Below are 19,706 nucleotides of genomic sequence, written 5' to 3'. Positions count from 1 at the left end.
GCGAGAAAAGTAAGCGGGAATACCCGAAACACCAGAGGGTCCCTGGGCCCGATTCCGGGCCCTGGCCGAAAACCATCGCTGCGCCATCGCCGTCAACTCCGTCCTGCGTGTGAACCCGGGGCCGTACCCAGCCACTTCGCGGCGGCCTGGGTCCGGCTGGTGCTGTGGAGTTTGGCGAAGATGCGGTTGATGTGGTTCTTGACCGTCTTCTCGCTGATGAAGCAGGTGGCGGCGATCTGCTGGTTGTTCATGCCCGATGCGATGAGGTCCATGATCTCCGCCTCCCTCCTGCTCAGCTGGAACCGCAACCTGTATGACGACAACTGTCCCATATCCAGTTGCACTTGCGAAAGGTGTTCGTCGGAATTCCCTGTAGATGTTGGAAGTTCAGCGTTTGCTTGCGCGATGTCGGCTGCTGTGAACTCGCCGTGCGCCTGTCGCCGTTCCGGCACGTCCAGCATGTTCGGCACGTCCAGCATGTCCAGCATGTCCGGCACGTCCGGCACCTCCGTCATGCCCCCTCCCCCCTACTCCCCCGTCAACGACCCGAAGTCCGTCCCCGACCCCAGCAGCAACCCCGCCCCCAACAGGATCATCGTCGCCGGCACCATGAACGTCGTGATCATCATCGTGGCCTTGGGCACCGCCCGGGCCGCCTTGCGCCGCGCGTTCTGCGCATCCGTACGCCGCATGTCCTTCGCCAGCGCCACCAGCGTGTCGACGATCGGCGCGCCGAGCTCCTCCCCTTGCTGGAGCGCCGTCACGAACATCGCGACCTGCTCGGAGTCGTTCCTCCGCCTCAGCTCCGCGAAAGCCTGGCGGCGGCTCATACCGAGGTCCATCTGGCGGAGCGTGATGCGGAGTTCGTCGGCCCACGGGCCCTCGTATTTCGACGCCACCCGGTCCAACGCCTGGCGGAAGCCCAGGCCCGCACTCACCACCACCGCCAGCACGTCCAGGAAGTCCGGCAGGGTGCGTTCGATCTCGTCCTTCCGGATGCGGATCGCCGACCAGATGCCGACCTCCGTCCAGAAGGCGCCGAAGGCCAGCAGCAGCAACGCCATCAGCACCTGGCCCCGGAGCAGGAACACCAGGAAGCCGACGGCGCCCAGGAAGCCGTACACCGCCCGCCTGGCCGCATAGCGGTCGATGGTCAGGCCGCCGGGGTTGCCCGCCAGGTCGATCTTGCGGCGGTACTTGGCGACCAGCTTCGGGCCCATCAGGCGCAGCACGGCGGGGGCGTAGCGCATGCCGAGGCGGTCGACGAGCGAGTCCACGGCGCCGGTGCGGGTCGCGCCGACCTCCAGGGCCAGCGCCAGATCGCTGGGCAGTTTCGCGTCCGCCCGGTACATGCGGACGGCGGCGAAGATCCCCCACACGCTCAGGCCCATCACCAGTGCCAGGAGCAGGCCGAGTTGTCCGAGTCCCATCGTCGTCTTCCTCCTTCCCGCTCGTGCGCCTCAGACGTCGATCCGCGACATACGGCGGATGAGGATGAAACCGACCGCATACAGGCCGAACGCGATCAGCACCGCCGCCTGGCCGAGCGGCGAACCCGTCATGCGGTCCAGGGCTCCGTCCTTCACGCCGTTCATGAGGAACAGTGATCCGACACCCAGCACCGGGACCGCGTACGACGTCATGTTCACCTGGGAGAGTTGCGTACGGACCTCGCGCCTCGTCTCCTTGCGCTCCTCCAGCGTCTCCGTCAGGTTCCGCAGCGCGCTCACCACCTGGCCGCCGGCCCGGTTGGACAGCACCAGCGTCGTGACCAGGACGACCAGTTCGCGGGACGGGAGGCGTTCCGCGAGGTCGCCCAGGGCGTCGTCCATCGAGGCGCCCAGCGCCAGCTGGTGAGAGACCTTGGCCAGTTCCTCGCCCGCGGGAGCCTCCAGCTCCTCCGCCGCCAGGCCGATCGCCGTACGGAGTGCGAGGCCCGCGTGGGCGGCGTTGGCCAGGATGCGGGCGAGTTCGGGGAGTTGGTTGATGAACTTCTCGATGCGCTTCTGGCGTTGCCAGTTGAGGAACTGGACCGCGGCCCCGATGCCGAGCAGGCCCGCGATCGGGCCGAAGAAGGGTGCGAGGGTCGCCTGGCCGACCAGCCACAGGCCCGCCACCGCCGCCAGCATGTAGGCGAAGAACTCGCCGGGTGTAACGTCCAGGCCCGTCGCCGCCAGGCGCAGTTCCAGCTGCTTGCCCAGTTTCGTACGGCGCAGGCGGCGGTCCAGGTCGGCGAAGCGGCGTCGGCGGCCCCCGGCGCCGGTGATCTGGCCGGTGGCCGTCAGGCGGTCGACCAGGGCCTGGCGCTGGGCCCTGCCGGAGGCGTACGCGTGGATGCCGAGCACGGCCAGCGCGCAGGTCAGCAGGGCGACGCCGGTCGTGAGCGTGATGCGGGTCTGCAGCTCCAAGGCTACGGTCCGCAGGTCCAGAGCGAGGGTGTGGGGTTCCATGGCGACGGGTTCCTACCTGGCTTCTCGGGTGGCGAGCTCGAGCGGGGACTGGGCGACGCCGAAGGCCTGGGGGATCGGCTGGCTCGCCATGTAGAGGCGGTCGGCGGTGCGGCGTGGGAGGGGGAAGTAGGCGAAGGCGCCGTGGACGCGGCCGTCCGGTGTCATGGGCTGGGCGTTGAAGCGGGCCACCGTCGCCAGCCGGTACGGCTCCGCCCCGTGGCTGTCCAGGATCGCGATCTCGGTGATCCTGCGCGCCCCGTCCGGGAACCGGGTCAGCTGGATGATCACGTCCACCGCGCTGTTGATCTGGTCGTGCAGCGCCTCGAAGGGGACCGACACGTCGGACATGGACGCCAGGGTCTTCAGGCGCATCAGCGCGTCCTCCGCGCTGTTGGCGTGCACGGTGGCCAGGGAGCCGTCGTGGCCCGTCGACATCGCCTGGAGCATGTCCAGGGACTCGCCGCCGCGGACCTCACCGACGACGATCCGGTCGGGGCGCATACGGAGGGAGTTGCGGACCAGGTCGCGGATGGTGACCTGGCCCTTGCCCTCGACGTTGGGGGGCCGGGACTCCAGGCGGATCACATGCGACTGCTGGAGCTGGAGTTCGGCCGAGTCCTCGATGGTGATGATGCGCTCGGTCTCGGGGATCAGGCCCGACAGCGCATTCAGCAGCGTCGTCTTTCCCGTGCCCGTCGCGCCCGAGACGATGATGTTGAACTTGGCCTGCACGAGCCCGGCCAGCAGATACACCATGGGCTCGTCGAGCGAGCCGAGGCCGATCATCTCGTGCAGGGTGAAGGAGCGGGGGAAGCGGCGGATCGTCAGGGTCGCGCCGGTGAGGGACAGCGGCGGGATGATGACGTTCACGCGCTCACCGGACGGCAGGCGGGCGTCCACCATCGGGTTCGACTCGTCCACCCGCCGGTTCACCGTCGAGACGATCCGCTCGATCGTCTGCATCAGCTGGTCGTGGGAGGGGAAGCGGAGCGGCAACTGCTCTACGCGGCCCGCTCGTTCGACGAAGATCGCGTCCGGGCCGTTCACCATGATCTCGGTGATCGACGCGTCCTCCAGGAGGGGTTCGAGGATGCCTAGGCCCAGCGCCTCGTCGACGACCCTGCGGATCAGCTGCGAGCGCTCGACCGTCGACAGCACCGGGCCCTCACGGCTGATGATGTGGCCCAGGACCCGCTCCAGGCGGGCCCGGCGCTCGGCCGCGGCCAGCGAGCTCATCTCCGCGAGGTCGATCTCCTCCAGGAGCTTGGCCCGGTAGGAGGCGACCAGGTGGCCGTCCTCGCCCCGGCCGACGGACTCCTCGGGGGTGTTGATGCGTGACCTCAGGCTCATGTGGATCCTCGTTCAGTGGTCGAGCGGCATGGTCGCGGTCTTCTGGGCGGGGTCGAAGTTCCAGCCGGGGACGATCGACGGGATCTCGACGGTGGCGGTGACGGTGACCTCGTCGCCGCCCTCCGCGGGGCTGCAGGTGACGGACAGCCAGTCGCTGATCGCGTTCACACAGCCGTCCTGCGCGTTCTGGTCCAGCGAGGCCGCCCGCGCCCCCGCCCTGGCCGCCGTGCCCGCCTGCTGGGCGGCGTAGGCGATGAGCCCGAGCTGTACGCCCGCCATGGCGACGAGGATCAGGATCGGGAGGAACCCGAGGTACTCGATGGCGACCTGGCCGCGGTCGCGGGTTTTCGCGTCGTACGACATCTCAGTCGGCCTTCTCTTCCTGCACGGCCCCCGCGTGGCCCTCGACCGTGAAGGGGAAGCCGATCGCGCCGGGGAAGAGGACGGGCACCTCCAGGCGCACGTCCGCGGTGGCATAGCCGCCGCTCGCACCGCAGTCCACCGTGGCGCCGCCCTCCCACGCGCCCGGCAGGTGTTGCAGCGCGGCCTCCTCGCAGCCCGCCTGCCCCTCGGACACCGCCCCGGCCCGCGCCGCCTCGTCCGCGGCGTTCCCGGCCAGCGAGTACGTGTAGCCGAGCAGCACGCACTGCCACAGCAGCACCAGCGTCAGGATGATCAGCGGCGTCATCCCGAGGAACTCGATCGTGACCTGGCCCTTGTCCCCCCGGCCCGCCGCTTGGGCCCCGCACCGGAGGGCCGCCCCCTCACCATCCCAGCTCCCTGCGCCGCCGGAACGTCAGTGCCGCCCGGTCCCCGCCCCGAGCCCTCCCGTTCCGCCGCTGAACGGCTCCCTCCGTGCCCTTGACCAGCCCCAGCTCCCCGGCGAGAGCCCACAGGGCCTGTTTGACCGTCCCCCTGCCGTCCAGCTCGTGCACGCGGCCGGTGTCGACCGCGCCCTGGAGTTCCTTGAAGTTGGCGGGGATCGCGGTGGCGGCGATACCCGTCCCGGTGATCTTCTGGATCAGGGCGGGCTGGATCTCCGCACCGCGCGAGTGGCGGTTGACGACGATCGTGGTCTCCTCGGCCTTGCGGATCTGGAGGCGGTCCCACATCCGTACGGTGCGTTTGGCGCCGCGGACGGCGACCACGTCCGGGGTGGTGACGAGGAGCGCCGTGTCGGCCATCTCCACGGCGGCCGCGCTCGCGCCGGTCAGCTGGCCGCCGCAGTCGACGACGACGACCTCGTAGCGGGAGCGCAGGGCGCTGACGATGTGGCGGGCGGCGCGGTCGGTGACCTCCTCGCCGCGCTCGCCGTCGCCGGGGGCGAGGAGCAGGGCGACGCCCGTGTCGTGCCGGAACACCGCGTCCGCCAGCACGCGCGGCGAGATGTCGTTGATGGCGGCGAGGTCGACGACCGAGCGGCGGAACTGGATGTCCAGGTAGGCGGCGATGTCCCCGGTCTGCAGGTCCATGTCGAGCAGGGCGGTGTCGCGCCCGGACGCCTGGGCGGCGAGGGCGAGTTGGATGGCCGTGAGGGTGGTGCCGACCCCGCCCTTCGCGCCGCTGACCGTGACGACGGTGCCGCCGACGCCGCTGAACACGTCCCCGCCGGCGCCCAGATGCCGCCGTACGCCGACCGACCACTGGGCCACCGCGTGGACCCGGCTGGCCAGTTCCTCGTAGTGCAGCGGCAGGGCGACCAGGCCCCGGGCCCCGTAGTCCATGGCGGCCTGGAAGAGGCCGGGGCTGGCGTCGGACGTCACGAGGATGACGCCGACCGCGGGGAAGCGCAGAGCGACCTCGCGGATCAGCTCCAGGGCCGGGACGGGGCCGATGCGTTCGTGGACGACGACGACCTCGGGCAGTTCGTCGATGGACTCGGCGGCCAGGCGCGCGAGGGTGTCGACGAGCTGGGTGGAGTCGGTGACCGGGGCCACCGGCTCGGCGTCGGGGAGCTGGCTGAGCAGCGTCGTGAGGGAACGGACCGCGTCCGCGTCGCCGACGGCCGGGAGGATCCTCGTGGGCATAGGGCCTCTCACTTGTCCTTGGCGAGTTCGTAGGTGCGGTCCGTCGTGGGGATGTCGGAGTCGCTCCCGGGTGCCACCAGGGCGAGCCGTACCTCGTCGGCGAACGACTCGGCGTAGGTGATGCGCTGGGCGTCGAGGGCGGACAGGGCGAAGGTGATCGGGACGGCGTCGGTGGCCCGGCGGCTGCGGTCGTTCTCGTCGGGTTCGAGCGAGGTCAGCTTGCCCACGTCGATGACCCTGGCGTTCTCCACGATGAGCTTGGACTGGTCGGGGTCCGCGTCCCGCTGCCCCTCGAAGGTGGCGTAGACGTTGACCGTGCTGCCCGGGGTGATCTTGCCGGCGACGCCCGTCGCCGCGTCGATCATGATGGCGATCTCCTGCTCGCCCGACTTGAGCGCGGGCTGGTCGACGATCATGTCGCTCTGCAGCAGGGAGCCCTCCCGCAGGGTCGTGACGGCGATCTTGCCCTGGATCTCACGGAGGTCGGTGACCGCGTTCTCGGACAGCCACCGCTCGGGCATCGAGATCTTCTCGAACTGGCTCGCGCTGAGCTGCGTGTAGGGGGCCACGCTCGACTTGACCCGGTAGGCGGTGACCTCGGGCCCGACCTTGGACTTCACGTCGCTGATGACGGACAGGACGCCGGCGAAGGCGCCGAGGGCGCAGACGACCGACAGGAGCAGGAGTATCACGCCGCGGCGCTGACGGGAGTTCATGAACCGGACAACCTCATTGGGGGAATCGGTCGGGAGCGGTCGGGTGGGACAGGTCGGGGTCAGGGCCGGTCAGCCTGCGCGGGCCGGTTGCTCGTGGGCGGGCGGGGTGGCGGAGCAGAAGACGCAGCGGTCGCCTATGACGTCGATGCCGCACCAGTGACAGGAGTTCTGCCGTACGGAGGTGACCAGCTGGTAAAGCACCGACAGATCGGGCAGATAGGCGCAGAACTCGATCAGCTTGGGCGTCCCCCACCAGGCCGCGGACTCGGCGGGCAGCACCGCCTCGCGCAGGCCCTGCGGTCTCCAGGACGGGGTCAGGCTGGTGGTGACCCAGTCGGACTGGAGTTGCCCCTTGGCGACCAGCATCGACGTGCCGAACTCCGGGCCGGGCAGGGTGACTCCGGGGGCGATGCGGACCAGCTGGGGGGCGGGGTGGGCGAGGACGGCGAACTGGCTGCCGGGCACCCAGGACTTGGCGTGCGACTTGAGGTCGACGGGGATGCGGTCCAGCTTGGCGACGGAGCCGAGGAGGGCCCCGGCGTGGATGTAGTGGGTGAGCAGCCGCCCGGCCGAGGCGAGGACGCCGGGGCTGAGGTCGCAGGAGGCCAGCTGCCGCAACTGGCGGGCGAGTACGGCGAGTCCGAGCGGGGGCAGTTCGGGGCGGAACAGGGCGATCCGGTCGGTCTCCAGCAGGGACCGTACGGTGCGCAGCCGTTGCTCGACACCACGGGGGACGGCCTGTGAGCAGACGACGATCACATGCCCGTGCTGCTCGATCAGCGTCTGCACGACCGCCAACGACCGCTCCAGCGGCTCGCGGTCGAGGTCCCGGAGCACGACGGCGGGCACGGTTCGCTCGTCCTGCGCCGGCAGCGCCATGTCGGCGCTGGTCACGGCGATGGCAGTTGGCACGCGCGCTCCCCGTTTCCCGCCGGTTCGGTGCACCGCCGTTCACTGCCGTGCACCGAAATGACTTCATTGCGTGACTACCTCAGCACTGTATCCACGGCCCCACGGCCGGAGAACAGCGTTTCTGTAGCCGACAAGGAACTCCGCTCGCACAAGTCACGCCAAATCGGGGCAGGTTACGCACACAAAGTCTCCACGACCGGAATCCCTTGACAGTTGGATTGGTCTGGACCAACTTGTTGTCATGTTCATACACGGAAGATCGACACGGCTCTGGCCGGGCGCCGTCACCGCCGCCCTCGCCCTCACCTTCGCCGCCTTCACGGGCGCGGGTCCCGCGTCCGCCGCCGACGTCAACAACGCCAGGAACGCAGGATTCGAGTCCGGCCTGGGCAACTGGACCTGTTCCGCGAGCAGCGGGACGACGGTCTCCTCCCCGGTGCACGGCGGCTCGGCCGCGCTGAAGGCCACGCCGGCCGGGCAGGACAACGCCCGGTGCAGCCAGACGGTCGCGGTCAAGCCGAACTCGACGTACTCGCTGAGCGCGTGGGTGCAGGGCGGGTACACCTATCTGGGCGTCGCGGGGACGGGTACGACGGACGTCTCGACGTGGACGCCGGATTCGACGAGTTGGAAGCAGCTGTCGACGAGCTTCACGACCGGCTCCTCCACCACCTCCGTGACGGTGTACACGCACGGCTGGTACGGGCAGGCCGCGTACTACGCGGACGACGTGTCGGTGTACGGCCCCGACGGTGGCGGGGGCACCGACCCCTCCCCCACCGTCCCCGGGGCGCCGAGCGGGCTGACCGTGTCGGGTACGACGTCCTCGTCGGTGTCGCTGTCCTGGAACACCGTCTCGGGCGCCACCGGCTACAACGTCTACCGCGCCGGCACGAAGGTGGCCGCGGTGACCGGCACCTCGGCGACCGTGACCGGGCTCGCGGCCTCGACGTCGTACTCCTTCCAGGTCACGGCGACCAACGCGGCCGGTGAGTCCCCGAAGTCGGCGGCGGTGACGGGCACGACGAACACGCCGACCGGCCCGGGCCCGGCCCTTCCCAAGCACGCGGTGACCGGGTACTGGCAGAACTTCAACAACGGCGCCACGGTCCAGAAGCTCGCCGACGTCCAGTCGCAGTACGACATCATCGCCGTCGCCTTCGCGGACGCGACATCGACGCCGGGCGCGGTGACCTTCGCCCTGGACTCGGCCGGGCTGGGCGGCTACACCGTCGACCAGTTCAAGGCCGACATCAGGGCGAAGCAGGCCGCCGGGAAGAAGGTCGTCATCTCGGTCGGCGGTGAGCGCGGGACGGTCGCGGTGAACGACGCGGCGTCCGCGACGAACTTCGCGAACTCGGTGTACTCGCTCATGCAGACGTACGGCTTCGACGGCGTCGACATCGACTTGGAGAACGGCCTCAACGCGACCTACATGACACAGGCCCTGCGGTCGCTCTCGGCGAAGGCGGGCTCGTCGCTGATCATCACGATGGCGCCGCAGACCATCGACATGCAGTCGACGTCGAACTCCTACTTCCAGACCGCGCTGAACATCAAGGACATCCTCACGGTCGTCAACATGCAGTACTACAACAGCGGTTCGATGCTGGGCTGCGACGGCAAGGTCTACAGCCAGGGCTCGGTGGACTTCCTGACCGCGCTGGCCTGTATCCAGCTGGAGGGCGGCCTGGCCCCGTCCCAGGTCGGCCTGGGCCTGCCGGCCTCGACGCGGGGCGCGGGCAGCGGGTATGTGTCGCCGACCGTCGTGAACAACGCCCTTGACTGTCTGACCAGGGGCACGGGGTGCGGTTCCTTCAAGCCCTCGCGGACCTATCCCGACCTGCGGGGCGCGATGACGTGGTCGACGAACTGGGACGCGACCGCGGGCAACGCGTGGTCGAACGCGGTGGGGCCGCATGTGCACGCGCTGCCGTAGGCGCCGTTGCCCTCACCCCGCCGGACGGTAGTGGCCAAGCACCCAGGCGAGCTGCGCGAACCACTCCTGCAGTCGCGTCCGGGGCTTGGCCTCCACCACGCACTCGTAGAACCGGCCGTCCATGTGGACGACGGCGACCATCAGGGCCTTGCCGTCGGGGCTCGCCTTGTAGTGGACGCTGCGGATCTCCGGCCAGCGGAACTCCATCGTGAAGCCGGACAGCTCGAAGACGACGCCGGACGCGTCGACGACGACCGCGTTGCGCTTGTCGACCGCCAGGAACTCCGGGCCGGCCGGTGCCGGTGCCGGTTGGGGAGGGACCGGGGCGTACGCGGGCTGCGCAGGCGGCGGGTAGTGCGGCGCGTACTGCGGCGGGGGTGGGCCGAAGCCCGGGACGGGTGGGGGTGGGGGCTGCTCGGTCATCCGTCGGATCCTCGGTCCTCGCGCTCGCCGTGAGCTTTTGCGTGCTGTGGTGAAACATTCTCCCTGCCTCACCGCATCAGTGAAGTGAGGACCTCACCGACAGCCGGCGCACAGCACAGGGGGAACGCATGAGACAGGCCCGCGCGGACGACTACGCGGAGTTCGCGGTGGCCAGGGCCGGGCATCTGTACCGGTCCGCCTGTCTGCTGACCGCCGGGGACACCCACCTCGCCGAGGATCTCGTCCAGGAGGCCCTCGGCCGGATCTACGTCCGCTGGGGCCGGGTGTCCCGGGTGGACAACCCGGCCGGGTACGCGCAGACGGTCCTCACCCGCACCTTCCTCGCCCATCAGCGGCGCCGCAGCAGCACCGAGCGGGCCACGGACGCCATTCCCGACCGGGCGGCGGCCGACGGCGGCCACGGTGACCTGTCGCTGCGGCTGACCCTGCTGCAGGCGCTGGCCCGGCTGCCCGCCAAGGACCGGGCCGTGGTCGTCCTGCGGTACTGGGAGGACCGGTCCGTCGAGGAGACCGCCGACGCGCTGAACGCCAGTTCCGCGGCGGTGCGCACGCGGTGCACCCGGGCGCTCGGCCGGTTGCGCGAGCTGCTGGGCGAGGACCTCGGCGAGTACGCCGCTCCCTGACCCGCGGTCCCCTTCCCACGGCCCCCCTCTCCGACGACCCCAATCCTGAGAAACGGTGGTTTGCCATGCCTGTGGAACACGACGAGGAGCACTTCGCGGGGCGGCTCAGTCACGCCCTGCACGACGCCGGCGGGGGCTTCGACACGGACCGGGCCGCGCTCGCGGCCGGCGGTCAGGCACGGGGGCGGCGGCTGAGGCTGCGACGGCGGGCCGCCGTGGCGGGGGGCGCGGCCGGGATCGCGCTGGTCGGCGTCGGCGCCGCGCTGCTGGTGCCGTGGGGCGGCACACCCGCCCCGCTGCCGGCGAGCTCCCGCGTGTCCGAGCGGCCGTCGAACACGCCGTCCACCGCCCCGGTGACGAGCCGCGAACTCATCGAGACGCTCGAGGAACTGCTCCCCGAGGGCAAGGTCAGCGAGCAGGAGGCGCGGGGCGCCGACGGCGACCTGCCGATGCCCTACGTCCGCCTCGTGTACGACGACGGCAAGGGCCCCGGGGCCATCGGCGTCGGCCTGAACCGGGTCGAGCCCGGCAGCGACCAGGCGCGCCAGACGACCGACTGCCCCGACAAGACGCTGACCCCGCACGACAGCTGTGTCTCCACCCGGCTGCCGGACGGCTCCCTGCTCAAGCTCTTCCAGGGGTACGAGTATCCCGACCGGCGCGTGGACACCAAGTGGTGGTCGGCGGACCTGATCACCCCGGCCGGACAGCACATCTCCGTCAGCGAATGGAACGCCGCCGCCCAGAAGGGCGCGCCGATCAGCAGGAGCGAACCACCCCTGTCCACCGCCCAGTTGAAGGAGCTGGTGACGGCGCAGGTGTGGCGCGGGTACGTCGACTCCATTCCCCAGGACACCGGTAAGCCGACGGCGACGGACCAGCCGGTCACCGTCGAGGAGCCGTCCTACGCCGAGATCCTGGACACGCTCGTGCCGCTCCTCCCCAAGGACGCGAAGGTCGTCGCGAAGGGCACCGACTACTCCTATCTCGTCGTCGACGACGGCAAGGGCAGGAGCCTCGTCGAGATCGACGTCCAGCACGGCATGGGCGACGTCGCCGGCGAGCTGTTCGGGAGCGACGCCGAGACCCTGCCGGACGGCACCAAGGTCACGAGCCGGGAGGACGCGGGCGACAAGGACGTCCCGGGCTGCGTGCGCTGGACCGTCGACACCCTGCGCACCGACGGCTTCCGCGTCGTGGTCAGCGCCTACAACGCGGACGGCCCGCATGCCGCCCCGACCCACGCGAAGCCCGCCCTGACCGCGCGGCAGCTCCGGGAGATCGCCCTCAGCCCGACGTGGGACCGGTTCCGCTAGACGGCTGCGGGACGGCTAGAAGAACTCCGACCACGGCTGGTCCCAGACCTGCTTCACGCACAGCACCAGGAACAGCAGCCCGGCGATCGCCAGCATCACGTTGCTGACCGGGCCGTTGCGCCATTCCCTGGGCGTGCGCGAGGAGTTCAGGAGCCAGATCAGGGTGCCGGCGAGGAAGGGGAGGAAGGCCGCGCCCAGGACGCCGTAGAGGATGATCAGGCGGAAGGGCTGGCCCTGGAACAGCAGGACGATGGGCGGGAAGGTCAGCCACAGCAGGTACGCGCGGAACGGCCAGGAGCGTTCGCGCGCGCCGGAGGCGACCTCCTCGCCCTTCAGCTCCCGGCGCGTGCGGTAGCGGGCCACGAAGTCCGCGAACATCAGGCTCACGCCGTGCCAGACGCCGATGAGGGAAGTGAAGGAGGTGGCGAAGAAGCCGATCAGGAAGAACTTGGCCGTCGCCGTGCCGTACTCGTCCGCCAGGATGTCGCCGAGCTGGATCAGGCCCTTGTCGCCACTGGCGATGGCGATGTTCGCGGAGTGCAGCAGCTCGGCGCCGACGAAGAGCATGGCCACGACGAAGATGCCCGTCGTGGCGTAGGCGACGCGGTTGTCGAGCCGCATGACCTTCATCCAGCCGGTGTTCGTCCAGCCCTTGGCGTTGACCCAGTAGCCGTACGCGGCAAGCGTGATGGTGCCGCCGACGCCGCCGATGAGGCCGAGGGTGTTGAGGATCGAGTCCTTCTCGTCGGGCAGGACGGGCAGCAGACCGGCGAAGGCGTCCGGGAGGTTGGGCGTGACGCGGATCGCCAGATACACCGTCACCACGAACATGACGCCCACCAGGACCGTCATGACCTTCTCGAAGACCTCGTACTTGTTGAACCAGACGAACGCCAGTCCGACCAGTCCGCAGGCGATGGCCCACCACTCCAGGTCCATCACGTCCGGGAACAGCGCCTGCAGAGGCAGCGCGCTCGACGACATCGCGGCCGCGCCGTAGACGAAGCCCCAGATCACGGCGTAGACGACGAAGAACCAGGTGGTCCAGCGGCCGAGACTCGCCCAGCCGTCGAAGAGGGTGCGCCCGGTCGACAGATGCCAGCGCCCCGCCGCCTCGGCGAGGGAGATCTTGACCAGACAGCCGATGATCGCGGCCCAGAGCAGTGTGTAGCCGAAGTTGCTGCCCGCGATGAGGGTGGCGACCAGGTCGCCGGCGCCGACGCCGGTCGCGGCGACGACGATGCCGGGGCCGATGTAGCGCCAACTGGACTTACGGGGGCCGGAGTCGGTCTCGCCCACCTGTGGTGCCGCTGTGTTTCCCGTGGTGTCCGCCATGATGGTCAAGAAAGCTCAAAGGCGGCGGGGGGACAAGAGGGCCTGCGTCATCTCCACTCGATGTGCTCATGCCCGGGACCGCTCGGTTTGCCGCTCGGTGGACGGCGACTGCCGCCGACAGCCGTCGCCCGACCCACACGTACCGAGCTCGAACCACACCGTCTTGCCCACCCCGTCCTGGTGGCACCCCCAGCGCCGGGCGAGCGCGTCCACCAGGAACATCCCCCGCCCACTCTCCGAGGCACCCGCTTCCAGCACCTTCGGAACGCGACGGCCGGCGTCCTGGACCTCGCAGCGCAGGATCCCGTGCGCGGCGAACAGGGTGACCCTGAAGCGGCTCGCGGAGTGCAGCAGGGCGTTGGTGGCAAGCTCGCTGACCAGCAGCTCGGCCACGTCCGCCACGTCGTCCAGGTCTGTGAGCCCCCATTCCTCCAGCTGCCGGCGGACCTCCGTACGGGCCTCGCGGACCGCGGAGGGACGGGGGTCGTACTCGACGGTCAGATGGCCGGCCCCCATGGGCGGTTGGGGATACGAACCGTACTGAGGATGGGACTCAGGGAAGCGCGCCCCGGAGAGGTGCAGCATGGGTCCAGGGTGGCGGTCCGGGGATACGGCCGCACGGGGAGGAATACCTGATTCCATACCTGCACCGGCACACCGCTACCCGTACTGCAGCCGGACGCTCGCCCCCTCCCCTTCGTCCCGGACGTCGACGTACGCGCACACCTGCCGGGCGAACCACAGCCCCTGCCCGGGTTCCAGTTCCGCGTTCGGCGGCGGTACGAAGCCGGCGAGCGGGTCGTCGACGCGGCGCCCGGCGCGCAGTTCGCAGACGCACGCCGGCGCCTCGCCCCACAGTAGGGCCCCGTCGAGCGGGCCGAGGGCGCCGGCCGCCTCCGTGACGGCCGTGGCGAACAACTCGGCGTCCGCGGCGTACAGTCCGTGCGCCGCCGCCCAGGCCCGTACGGCGTCGGCGGTGGGTGCCGGGCCGGGGAGGCGTTCGGCGTCGGCGGGGGGCGGTGGCAGCGGTACGGCGTCGAGTTCGGCGGCGAGGCGGACCGGGTCCTCGTAGACGCCGGTGTCCGGGTGGGCGCGGCGGGCGGCGGCGACGATGGCGGGGCCCGCCACGCGGGCGTCGTAGGCGCACAGGGCCGTCGTCGCGAGCGGGGCGAAGAGGAGGTTGGCGAGCGCCTCGTAGCGGATCCACTCGGCGGTCTCCCGCGGTGAGCGTCCCGCGCGGCCGCCCCAGACGGGTTCCATGAGGAGGTGGATACGGCCGCCGGGGCCGGCGTGCGCGGCGAGGTAGCCGGCGCCCTGGGCGATCGCGTTGGCGGCGGAGCCGGTGTACCACTCGGTGTGCGGGACGAGACCGACGTTCTTCGCGTCACCGTCGAGGGCGTCGCGCAGGAGGTCCAGGTTGGCGGGGGCGGCGATGGCCACGGGCGGGGGTTCGCCGGGGTCGGCGAGGGCTTCGGTGAGGAAGGGGAGGGCGGTGGAGAGGAACTCGTCGTCGGTGGCGAAGACGGTCATGCGGTGGTCGAACGGGGTCATGGAGGGCTCTCCTCGGGAGCTGGGTGTCGGATCGGGCGGCGGTCGGTGAGCCGGGCGCCGGTCGTATGTCTCAGCGCTGAGCCGCCACCCAGGCCGCGATCTGGCTGCGGTTGTTGAAGCCGAGCTTGCCGAGGATGCGTTCGACGTGGCCCTCGGCGGTGCGGCGGGCGATGATCAGGCGGTCGGCGATCTGCTGGTTGGCGAGGCCCTGGGCGACGAGTTCGGCGACCTCGGTCTCGCGGCGGGTGAGGCGGACGCCGGCCGTGGGCTGACGGAGGCTGGGTCTGTCGTTCGCTTTGCGTGCGCCCGTGGTGCGGTTGGCGCCAGTGGTGCCGGTGGTGTCCGTGCCTGTCAGGCCTGGGGTGGCTGTGGGCCGTTGGGGGTGTCTGCCGTCGGTGAGTGCGAAGTCGACGGTCTCCGCGAGGCCGAGTCCGGTGCCGCGGTCGTACGCCCGGCGGAAGGCGGGGCGGTCCAGGGCCTCGCGGGCGCGGGCCTCGCTGTCGTGGCGGGTCGAGTTGAGGGCCGCCGAGCCCCAGCGGTCGCGGTCGATGCCGGACCATGTGCGGTCGGCGGCGCCGAGGAGGACGGCCGCGCGTTCGTGGGCGCCGGTCTCCGTGGCGATGCGGGCCAGGAGGTCGAGGGTGAGGGCGATGCCGATGACGTCGTGGACGGCGAGTTTGAGGCGCAGGGCCTGGCGGGCGTGGTGTTCGGCCCGGCGCCAGTCGCGCTGCACGGTGTGGGCGAGGGCGAGCATCCGCAGGACGTACGAGTGCACCCACTCCTCGCCGTGCCGTTCGCACATCCGGCGGGCCCGCTCGCAGACCTCGACGGCGCGGTCGGCCTCGCCCAGGAAGCCCAGGGCGCAGGCGAGTTCGACCTGGTCGAGGCCGTACAGGCTGAGGTGCTGGCCGGGGACGGGGCCGCGGGCGACGCTGGTCTCGAAGTGCGTGAGGGCGGTCGGGAGGTCGTCCATGAACAGGGTGATGACGCCGATGGCGTACGCGGCGTGGGCCGCCTCGGCCTCGTCGTGCAGGTCGCGGGCGAGGGCGTGGGCGTCGCGGGCCCGCGCGAGACCCGCGGTGAGGTCGTGGGTGGCGGCGGCGAGGAGGCCCGCGATCCACAGGCCGCGGGCGCGTTCGCGGGTGGGCTCCGGGTTGGCGGCCAGGGCGCGGTCGAGCCAGTGGCGGCCCTCACGGGGGGCTCCGCAGGCGTGCCAGTAGAACCACAGGGTGCCGGCGAGGCGCAGGCCGGGGAGGCGTTCGCCCGGGGTGGTGAGGCTGAAGTCGAGGGCGGCGCGGAGGTTGTCCTGGTCGGCGCGGAGGCGGGCGACGATGTCGCGCTGGCCGGGGCCGAACCAGGCGTTCTCGCAGGTGGCGGCGCGGTGCAGCATCCAGTCGCGTTGGCGGCGGCGGGCCGCGGGTTCTTCGCCGGGGAGGCGGCGCAGGCGGTCCAGGCCGTGGTGGCGGAGGGTGTCGAGGAGGCGGTAGCGGATGCCGTCGGGGCCGTCCTCTCGGGACAGTACGGATTTGTCGACGAGGCCGGTGATGGCGTCGAGGACGTCGTCGGGGTGGATGCGGGGGGTGGTGGCCGCGAGGTGTTTCTCGCCCCCGCCGCCCCTACCCGTCCCATCCCGAAGGGGCTCCGCCCCTTCCACCCCGCCAGGGGGCTCCGCCCCCTGGACCCCCGTCGGCTCTGAAGGGGCCTCGTCCTCAAACGCCGGACGGGCTGAGAGGCCCGGACCGGCGCTGGGCGCCACGCGTTCCCCGTCCGCACACACCGCCTCCGCCGTCTCCAAGTCGAAGCTCCCCGCCAGCACCGACAGGCGCGCCCACACCAACTGCTCCCGTTCGGTGCACAGTTCGTGGCTCCAGTCGACCGCCGCGCGCAGCGTCTGGTGGCGAGGCAGGGCGGCGGGGCTGCCGCCGGTGAGGAGGCGGTAGCGGTCGTCGAGGCGGTCGAGGAGCTGGTCGACGTCGAGGACGCGCATGCGGACGGCGGCGAGTTCGATGGCGAGGGGGAGGCCGTCGAGGCGTCGGCAGAGGCGGGCGACGGCGGCCCGGTTCGCGGCGGTCAGGCGGAAGCCGGGGACAACCGCGGCGGCCCGGTCGGCGAAGAGGGCCAGGGCGGGATAGCCCTCGGGAGTGGAGAGGTCACCGTCGGGGTCGGGGACCGGCAAGGGGCGTACGTCCAGGAGGTGTTCCTCGGTGAGGCCGAGGCGGTGGCGGCTGGTGGCGAGGATGCGTACGCCGGTCGTGCCGTGCAGCAGGGCCGCGGCGAGTTCGGCGCAGGCCGGCAGCAGGTGTTCGCAGTTGTCGAGGAGCAGGAGCAGCCTGCGGTCCCTCACCTGCTCCACCAGCGCCTGCAACGGCGGCCGCGCGGAGTGGTCGTGCAGGTCGAGCGCGTCGGCGGCGGCGAGTGGGACGAGGGCCGGGTCGTCCAGGCCGGAGAGGGGCACGAAGCGCACGCCGTCCGGGAAGGTGCGCCGTACACCGGCCGCGATGCGTGCGGCGAGGCGGGTCTTGCCGACGCCGCCGGGGCCGGTCAGCGTGACCAGCCGGGTCCGGGCCAACAGCTCGCGTCCGGCGGCCAGTTCGCCGCGCCGGTCGACGAAGCTGGTCGTCTCGACCGGCAGCTGGTGATCCCGTCGTGGCGCTGATCCGCCCATGATCAGCCGTTCCTCCGGGGTGTTGTCCGAAGCCGGGTGTTGCCCGAAGCGGGTGTGGTCCGAAGCCGGATTTGATCCGAAACCGGGTGTCGTCCGAAGCCGGGCATGGTCCGACGGAGCCGGGGTGGAGAGCCGGGGAGCGGGAGGGTGCGGCGTTCCCCACCACTCCCGCCGCTCCCACCGCTCCCCCTTGCGCGGACCCTCACCCTCCCCCGGCCTCGCTCCGGCCCGCACATCCGGCTCACACCCCTGGGTGGACTTCGCCCGGGACCACTCCGCAAGCAGTACGCGCGCGTACACTGCGCGGCTGATTTCCGAGCGATTCCCGCCACGGATCGCCGACTCACCCTTGACCTGTCCATGCCACCGGCCCACGATGAGCGCCACACCTGCACCACGTACGTCGCACTGAACCCCACCCCCCACTCCCACAAGGAGACTTCATGCGACTTCGCATACGCGGATCGGGCGCCCGCAGCGGCAGACGTACCGCCGCCCTCGCCGCACTGCTCGCCCTCGCCCTCGCGGCACCCCTCTCGGCGAACGTGTCCGCGAGCGCCGACAGCGCCACCAAGGCCGCCCCCTCGGCCGACGACATCCGGCAGTACGAGGTGCACATGCACTCGACCGCCAAGGACCGCACGGCACTTCAGCGGACGGGTGTGACCGTCGACGAGGTCCACGGTCACGGTGTCGTCGTCTCCGGCCGCGCGGACCAGATCAAGAAGCTCCGCACGCTCGGCTACGACGTCACCCCGCTCGGCGCGGTCCCCGACCGGTCCGCCGGCGAGGACGACGTACGCCTCTACGACTTCCCGTCAGGCGACTCGCGCTACCACAACTACGCGGAGATGACGAGCGAGATCAACTCGATCGTCTCGGCCAACTCCTCCATCGCGAGCCAGCGCGTGATCGGTACGTCGTACCAGGGCCGGAACATCGTCGCGATCAAGATCAGCGACAACGTGGGGACCGACGAGGCCGAGCCCGAGGTCCTCTTCACGCACCACCAGCACGCCCGTGAGCATCTCACCGTCGAGATGGCGCTGTATCTGCTGCGCGAGCTGACCTCCGACTACGGCAGCGACTCCCGGGTCACCAGCATGGTGAACAACCGCGAGATCTGGATCGTGCCCGACCTCAACCCGGACGGCGGCGAGTACGACATCGCCACCGGCTCCTACCGGTCGTGGCGCAAGAACCGGCAGCCCAACTCCGGGTCGTCGTACGTCGGAACCGACCTCAACCGGAACTGGAACTACCGGTGGGGTTGCTGCGGTGGCTCGTCGGGGTCGCCGTCCTCGGACACGTACCGGGGCACGTCCGCCGAGTCGGCGCCGGAGGTCAAGGTGGTCGCCAACTTCGTACGCAGCCGCGTGGTCGGCGGGGTCCAGCAGATCAAGGCCGGGGTCGACTTCCACACGTACAGCGAGCTGGTGCTGTGGCCGTTCGGGTACACGTACTCCGACACCACGACCGGGATGACCGCCGACGACCGCAACGCGTTCGCGACGGTCGGGCGGAAGATGGCGGCGAGCAACGGCTATACGCCGGAGCAGTCCAGTGACCTGTACATCACGGACGGGTCGATCGACGACTGGCTGTGGGGCAGCCAGAAGATCTTCGGGTACACCTTCGAGATGTATCCGTCGTCCAGTGGGGGTGGGGGGTTCTACCCGCCCGACGAGGTGATCGAGCGGGAGACTTCCCGGAACAGGGACGCGGTGTTGCAGCTTCTGGAGAACGCGGACTGTATGTACAGGTCCATCGGTAAGGAAGCCCAGTACTGCAGTTAGGACTCACTGTCCTCGAAGTAGGCGTCGAGGACGGCGTCCAACTGCTCGTCCCACTCCTTGAAGCGGCTCCTGGCCGTCGCCTCGATCTCGATCGGGTACCAGCGGCGGTCAGGAGTGTGCACCGTGACGGTGAAACGCTTCCCGAAGCGCGGGGCCTCCGTCTCGACGGCGCCGATCTCGTCCCAGCGGAACTCGCACTCCTGGTCGTCCAGGGAGAGCCGTACGCCCTTGTGGTCGGCGACGATACGGGCCCGGCGGTCGGCGGCCTCGAAGACGGGACCGTCGACGGGCTCCTCGTCCTCGTCGTCGTCCCCTTCGGCGTCGTCCTCCGCGGCCTCATCGGCGACTTGGAGGTCCGTCTCCGCGGATTCGGTCTCCTCCCTGGATTCGGTCACCTCGGATTCCGTCTCCTCGGAAACGGCCTCCTCGGTCACGTCCTCATCCTTCACGCCCTGTGGCTTCACGCCCTCCGGCTTGACGGACGCGGGCGAGGTGAGCCCGGGGATGAAGGCCGGGTCGAACCCGGCGCCTTCCAGGGGCTGGCTGCCTGAACCTATGCGCTGCTCCACAGCGGAGCAGTAT

General features: G+C 70.7%; 18 protein-coding genes and 1 pseudogene. 4 read left to right on the top strand and 15 right to left on the bottom strand.

All coding sequences use genetic code 11. From position 1 onward, the window contains the following. Positions 1-92 precede the first annotated feature (92 nt). The 9 genes and pseudogenes from ACQEV2_RS27345 to ACQEV2_RS27305 all read right to left on the bottom strand — a co-directional run. A pseudogene (locus tag ACQEV2_RS27345) lies at positions 93-383 on the bottom strand (response regulator transcription factor); the annotation flags it as partial. A gap of 144 nt (positions 384-527) precedes the next feature. Continuing rightward, positions 528-1,430, bottom strand: a complete 903-nt coding sequence (locus ACQEV2_RS27340) for a DUF5936 domain-containing protein (protein ID WP_433046805.1) — start codon at positions 1,428-1,430, stop codon at positions 528-530. Between the two features lie 30 nt (positions 1,431-1,460). Next, entirely contained in the window at positions 1,461-2,408 is a 948-nt protein-coding gene (locus tag ACQEV2_RS27335) for a type II secretion system F family protein (protein WP_433054814.1), read from the bottom strand. Positions 2,409-2,462: 54 nt separating this feature from the next. Further along, a complete protein-coding gene (locus ACQEV2_RS27330) occupies positions 2,463-3,800 on the bottom strand; it encodes a CpaF family protein (protein ID WP_433046802.1) in 1,338 nt (445 codons plus the stop codon). Positions 3,801-3,812: 12 nt separating this feature from the next. Continuing rightward, on the bottom strand, positions 3,813-4,163 hold the full coding sequence (locus ACQEV2_RS27325) for a TadE/TadG family type IV pilus assembly protein (RefSeq protein ID WP_433046799.1): 351 nt from the start codon (positions 4,161-4,163) through the stop codon (positions 3,813-3,815). Between the two features lies 1 nt (position 4,164). Next, positions 4,165-4,488 carry a pilus assembly protein gene (locus ACQEV2_RS27320; RefSeq protein ID WP_433046796.1) on the bottom strand — a complete coding sequence of 108 codons (324 nt, stop codon included), beginning with the start codon at positions 4,486-4,488 and terminating at the stop codon, positions 4,165-4,167. A 76-nt stretch (positions 4,489-4,564) separates the two neighbouring features. Then, positions 4,565-5,827 carry an AAA family ATPase gene (locus ACQEV2_RS27315; RefSeq protein ID WP_433046793.1) on the bottom strand — a complete coding sequence of 421 codons (1,263 nt, stop codon included), beginning with the start codon at positions 5,825-5,827 and terminating at the stop codon, positions 4,565-4,567. 8 nt (positions 5,828-5,835) lie between these two features. Then, entirely contained in the window at positions 5,836-6,543 is a 708-nt protein-coding gene (gene cpaB / locus ACQEV2_RS27310; protein ID WP_433046790.1) for a Flp pilus assembly protein CpaB, read from the bottom strand. A gap of 69 nt (positions 6,544-6,612) precedes the next feature. Beyond that, positions 6,613-7,422, bottom strand: a complete 810-nt coding sequence (locus tag ACQEV2_RS27305; protein WP_433054811.1) for a hypothetical protein — start codon at positions 7,420-7,422, stop codon at positions 6,613-6,615. A 274-nt stretch (positions 7,423-7,696) separates the two neighbouring features. On the opposite strand from ACQEV2_RS27305, the gene ACQEV2_RS27300 reads away from it, so the two are divergent. After that, the gene (locus ACQEV2_RS27300) at positions 7,697-9,394 is read left to right on the top strand and encodes a chitinase (protein WP_433046787.1); all 1,698 of its coding nucleotides are present in this window, start codon (positions 7,697-7,699) and stop codon (positions 9,392-9,394) included. A 12-nt stretch (positions 9,395-9,406) separates the two neighbouring features. Here the strand turns inward: ACQEV2_RS27300 and ACQEV2_RS27295 are convergent, their stop codons facing one another. Then, positions 9,407-9,817 (bottom strand): hypothetical protein, encoded by a 411-nt coding sequence (locus ACQEV2_RS27295; RefSeq protein WP_433046784.1) that lies wholly within the window; start codon positions 9,815-9,817, stop codon positions 9,407-9,409. Positions 9,818-9,945: 128 nt separating this feature from the next. Here ACQEV2_RS27295 and ACQEV2_RS27290 point away from each other — a divergent pair, with 128 nt between their 5' ends. Then, positions 9,946-10,461: a SigE family RNA polymerase sigma factor gene (locus tag ACQEV2_RS27290; RefSeq protein WP_433046781.1), complete on the top strand. Its 516-nt coding sequence runs from the start codon at positions 9,946-9,948 to the stop codon at positions 10,459-10,461. Positions 10,462-10,526: 65 nt separating this feature from the next. After that, positions 10,527-11,777 (top strand): hypothetical protein, encoded by a 1,251-nt coding sequence (locus ACQEV2_RS27285; protein ID WP_433046778.1) that lies wholly within the window; start codon positions 10,527-10,529, stop codon positions 11,775-11,777. 15 nt (positions 11,778-11,792) lie between these two features. Here the strand turns inward: ACQEV2_RS27285 and ACQEV2_RS27280 are convergent, their stop codons facing one another. The 4 genes from ACQEV2_RS27280 to ACQEV2_RS27265 all read right to left on the bottom strand — a co-directional run bounded on the left by ACQEV2_RS27280 (position 11,793) and on the right by ACQEV2_RS27265 (position 17,328). Beyond that, positions 11,793-13,112: an Nramp family divalent metal transporter gene (locus ACQEV2_RS27280; protein ID WP_433046775.1), complete on the bottom strand. Its 1,320-nt coding sequence runs from the start codon at positions 13,110-13,112 to the stop codon at positions 11,793-11,795. Positions 13,113-13,178: 66 nt separating this feature from the next. Continuing rightward, a complete protein-coding gene (locus ACQEV2_RS27275) occupies positions 13,179-13,697 on the bottom strand; it encodes an ATP-binding protein (protein ID WP_433046772.1) in 519 nt (172 codons plus the stop codon). A 75-nt stretch (positions 13,698-13,772) separates the two neighbouring features. Next, positions 13,773-14,663 (bottom strand): anti-sigma factor RsbA family regulatory protein, encoded by an 891-nt coding sequence (locus ACQEV2_RS27270; protein ID WP_433046769.1) that lies wholly within the window; start codon positions 14,661-14,663, stop codon positions 13,773-13,775. Positions 14,664-14,733: 70 nt separating this feature from the next. Beyond that, on the bottom strand, positions 14,734-17,328 hold the full coding sequence (locus ACQEV2_RS27265; RefSeq protein WP_433046766.1) for an ATP-binding protein: 2,595 nt from the start codon (positions 17,326-17,328) through the stop codon (positions 14,734-14,736). A 443-nt stretch (positions 17,329-17,771) separates the two neighbouring features. On the opposite strand from ACQEV2_RS27265, the gene ACQEV2_RS27260 reads away from it, so the two are divergent. Further along, positions 17,772-19,124, top strand: a complete 1,353-nt coding sequence (locus ACQEV2_RS27260) for a M14 family metallopeptidase (protein ID WP_433046763.1) — start codon at positions 17,772-17,774, stop codon at positions 19,122-19,124. Here ACQEV2_RS27260 and ACQEV2_RS27255 read toward each other — a convergent pair. Beyond that, the gene (locus tag ACQEV2_RS27255) at positions 19,121-19,693 is read right to left on the bottom strand and encodes a hypothetical protein (RefSeq protein ID WP_433046760.1); all 573 of its coding nucleotides are present in this window, start codon (positions 19,691-19,693) and stop codon (positions 19,121-19,123) included. The two genes, ACQEV2_RS27260 and ACQEV2_RS27255, sit on opposite strands and share 4 nt — an antisense overlap. Between the last annotated feature and the right edge of the window lie 13 nt (positions 19,694-19,706).

The organism is Streptomyces sp. CA-251387 (assembly GCF_050936625.1).
GTDB lineage: Bacteria > Actinomycetota > Actinomycetes > Streptomycetales > Streptomycetaceae > Streptomyces.
This window is presented reverse-complemented; position numbering and strand designations above follow the sequence as displayed.